The organism is Streptomyces sp. WELS2 (genome assembly GCF_013870595.1).
Classification (GTDB): domain Bacteria; phylum Actinomycetota; class Actinomycetes; order Streptomycetales; family Streptomycetaceae; genus Streptomyces.
Map to the genome: position 1 here is coordinate 1 of NZ_JACBWZ010000774.1, position 2,871 is coordinate 2,871.

Genomic DNA, 2,871 nt, shown 5'->3' on the forward strand with positions numbered 1-2,871 from the left:
GCGGCGAAGGGCACGGCCCGGGTCCACCTGCTCACGGTGGACCTGGCCAACCCGCACGTCCGCGTCGGCCTGCTGTACCCGGGCACGGTCGCGGCCCGGGCGACGGTCTCCCGGCTGGCGGACTCCGCCGGGGCGGTCGCCGGGGTGAACGGCGACTTCTTCCACATCACCGAGACCCAGCACCCCGGCGTGGAGGCCACCGGGGCGCCGGTCGGACCGGCCGTGGCGGACGGGCAGGTGCTCAAGGCGGCGGTGCCGAAGGGCCAGCGGTTCGGGCCCGCGCTGCCCCCGGGCACCGACACCCGGGAGGTGCTCGGCGTGGGCACCGACCGGCGGGCCCGTCTGGACCGCCTCTCCCTCACCGGCTCGGTCGGCACACCCCAGGGCACGCTGCCCTTGAAGGGCCTCAACCAGTACGCGCTCCCGGTGGACTCGGTCGGCGCCTTCACCGCGCGCTGGGGCGGCGCCTCCCGCGAGCGCGCCGTCTGCGGCACCGACACCCAGCGCTCGGCGCCGTGCAGCGAGGACACCTACGAGGTGAAGGTGCGCGACGGCAAGGTGGTCTCCGCCTCCGGCACCCCGGGCGGCGGCACGATCCCCGCGGACACCACGGTCCTGGTGGGCCGCGAGGAGGGCGCGCGGAAGCTGCGCGAGCTGTCGGTCGGCGACCCGGTGCGGGTCACGCACGCCCTGACGGCGGCCTCGTCCGACGTGCCGTACGCCTTCGCGATCGGCGGCTTCCCCGTCGTCCGCGACGGCGCCCCGCTGTCCGGGCTGGACGACGAGACGTCGGCGGTGCGCACGGCCGTGGGTGTCAAGGGCGGCGGGCGGCAGCTGCTGCTCCTGGCGCTGGACGGGGCGGCGGCGTACCGCTCGGGGCTGACCGTCCACGAGGAGGCGGACGTCCTGCGGTCGCTCGGGGCCTCCGACGCCTTCAACCTGGACGGCGGCGGCTCGACCGAGATGGTGACCCGCGAGACGGACGACAGCGCCGTGACCGTGCGCAACCACCCGAGCGGCGGCGCCGAGCGCCCCGTGCCCAACGGCGTCGGCGTCTTCTCGGCCGGCTGAACGCCGGCCGCGTCACGGCCGCAGGCTGCTCACCAGGTCGGCCGTCGCGGTGAGCCCGCTGTGGATGGTGGGCGCCATGCTCGTGCAGGCCATGTAGAAGCCGAACAGCATGCAGACCAGGCCGTGCGAGACCTTCAGCGCACCACTGCGCATGAAGATCACGACCAGGACCAGGAGCAGCAGCACCACCGAGATGGAAATCGCCATCGGAACCTCCTCCGCCACGCCTCATGTGCGGCGTTTCGGGCGCAAGTGTGACGTAGCGGAGGGTTCGTCCGGGCGGCTGACACGTCCGCCGATCGTGTGGTCTTACGCCGGGGCGTGGGCGTCGAGGAAGGTCTCCAGCCCGGCGAGGTCGTCGGTGTTGAGGTGGTCGACCCCGGCGGCCAGCAGCTCGGTCCACACCGCGTCCCGGGCCGGGCCGGCGGTGTCGGGAGTGGCCCAGAACCGGACCCGCTGTCCGCGCGCGTGGGCGGCGGCGGTGATGTCCCGCAGCTTGCGCCGCTCGGCGTCCGGAAAGGCCCCGGTGCCCGTCCAGGTGAAGTTCTGCGTCCAGTTGTCGCTGACGAGCGGGGCGAAGGTGGCCGGGGCGGAGCCGGTCAGGTCGGTGAGCCGGCCGTCGTAGAAGGCGTGCCGCTCGGTCTGCTCGGCCATCGGGGTACGGGCCGCCCGGTCGCCGGAGACGACGGCGGTGACCGGGCCGGGGTGGACGCGGCCGTGCGCGTACCGGGTGAACAGGTGCGGGTGGCGGCGCAGATGGCGGTCGAGTTCGAGGTAGGTCGCGGCGCCCTCGGTCTTGATGTCGACGAGGAGTTGCAGCGGCCGGTGCGCGCCGCGGTACACCGCGCCGTGGTGGGCGGCGACGAGGGCGGCGAGCGGTTCCAGGTAGAGGGATTCCAGGGTGCGGGACGGGTCGAGGTCGGACGCCTCGTGACCGACGAGGAGCTGGTCGCCGACGAGGAAGACGTCGGCTTCGACGCTGCCGAAGCGGTGGTCGAGGGCGTCGAGCAGCGGGCGTGGGTGCGCGTAGTCGTTGTGGGCGTGGGCCCGCCACAGCGGGCGGGGCCGGCGCCGGCGTCACCGGCCGGCGCGTCGCTCGCGATCCGTACGCCACTCGCGGGCAGCGCGTCGCTCGCGGCCAGTGCCTCGCTCGTCGGCCGGGCGACGGTGCCCACGAGGGCGGCGCCGAGGGTGGTGAGGGCTCCGCGACGGGTGGTGAGGGTCATGCACTGCCTCCCTGGGGTGATGGGGACCGGGGAGAGTATGCGTGCGGGTGCGCCTCGACAGACCCGTCGCGGCGGTGAGTTGGCGTGCTGTTCACTTCCGTCGTACGGAAGGCCCGCCCCGGGTGGGGCGGGCTTCACCGGACGGAGGGGTCAGGGGGCCTGGAGGTCGACCAGTCCGGCCAGGGCCTCGCGGTGGGCGCCCGCCGTGCCGTAGGCGATCGAGTCCGCCTTGGCCCGCTTCAGGTACAGGTGGACCGGGTGTTCCCAGGTCATGCCGATCCCGCCGTGCAGTTGCAGCGCCTCCTCGGTGGCGCGTACGGCGACGGGAGCGGCGTAGGCCTGGGCTACGGCCACCGTGACGTCCGTGTCCCCGCCCGAGGAGAGGGCGTCGGCGGCGGCGCGGGCGGCGGCTCTCAGGTGGACCACCTCCAGCCACAGCCGGGCCAGCCGGTGCTTGAGCGCCTGGAAGCCGCCGACCGGCCGGTTGAACTGCTTGCGCTCCTTCAGATAGCGGACGGTCTCCGTCAACGCCCAGTCGGCCACGCCCAGTTGCTCGGAAGCGAGCAGTCCGGCC

General features: G+C 74.4%; 3 protein-coding genes and 1 pseudogene. 1 reads left to right on the top strand and 3 read right to left on the bottom strand.

Going from position 1 to position 2,871, the window contains the following annotated elements; all coding sequences use genetic code 11:
* A partial coding sequence (locus H5J33_RS29600) for a phosphodiester glycosidase family protein (RefSeq protein WP_181797871.1) occupies positions 1 to 1,071 on the top strand: 1,071 nt, incomplete at its 5' end.
* A gap of 12 nt (positions 1,072 to 1,083) precedes the next feature.
* Here the strand turns inward: H5J33_RS29600 and H5J33_RS29605 are convergent.
* The 3 genes and pseudogenes from H5J33_RS29605 to H5J33_RS29615 all read right to left on the bottom strand — a co-directional run.
* Positions 1,084 to 1,278 (bottom strand): hypothetical protein, encoded by a 195-nt coding sequence (locus H5J33_RS29605; protein WP_030603951.1) that lies wholly within the window; start codon positions 1,276 to 1,278, stop codon positions 1,084 to 1,086.
* A 102-nt stretch (positions 1,279 to 1,380) separates the two neighbouring features.
* Positions 1,381 to 2,297 (bottom strand): annotated as a pseudogene (locus H5J33_RS29610) (phosphatidylinositol-specific phospholipase C/glycerophosphodiester phosphodiesterase family protein).
* Positions 2,298 to 2,447: 150 nt separating this feature from the next.
* Positions 2,448 to 2,871 (bottom strand): acyl-CoA dehydrogenase family protein (locus H5J33_RS29615; RefSeq protein WP_220212863.1); only part of this gene is annotated, 424 nt, incomplete at its 5' end.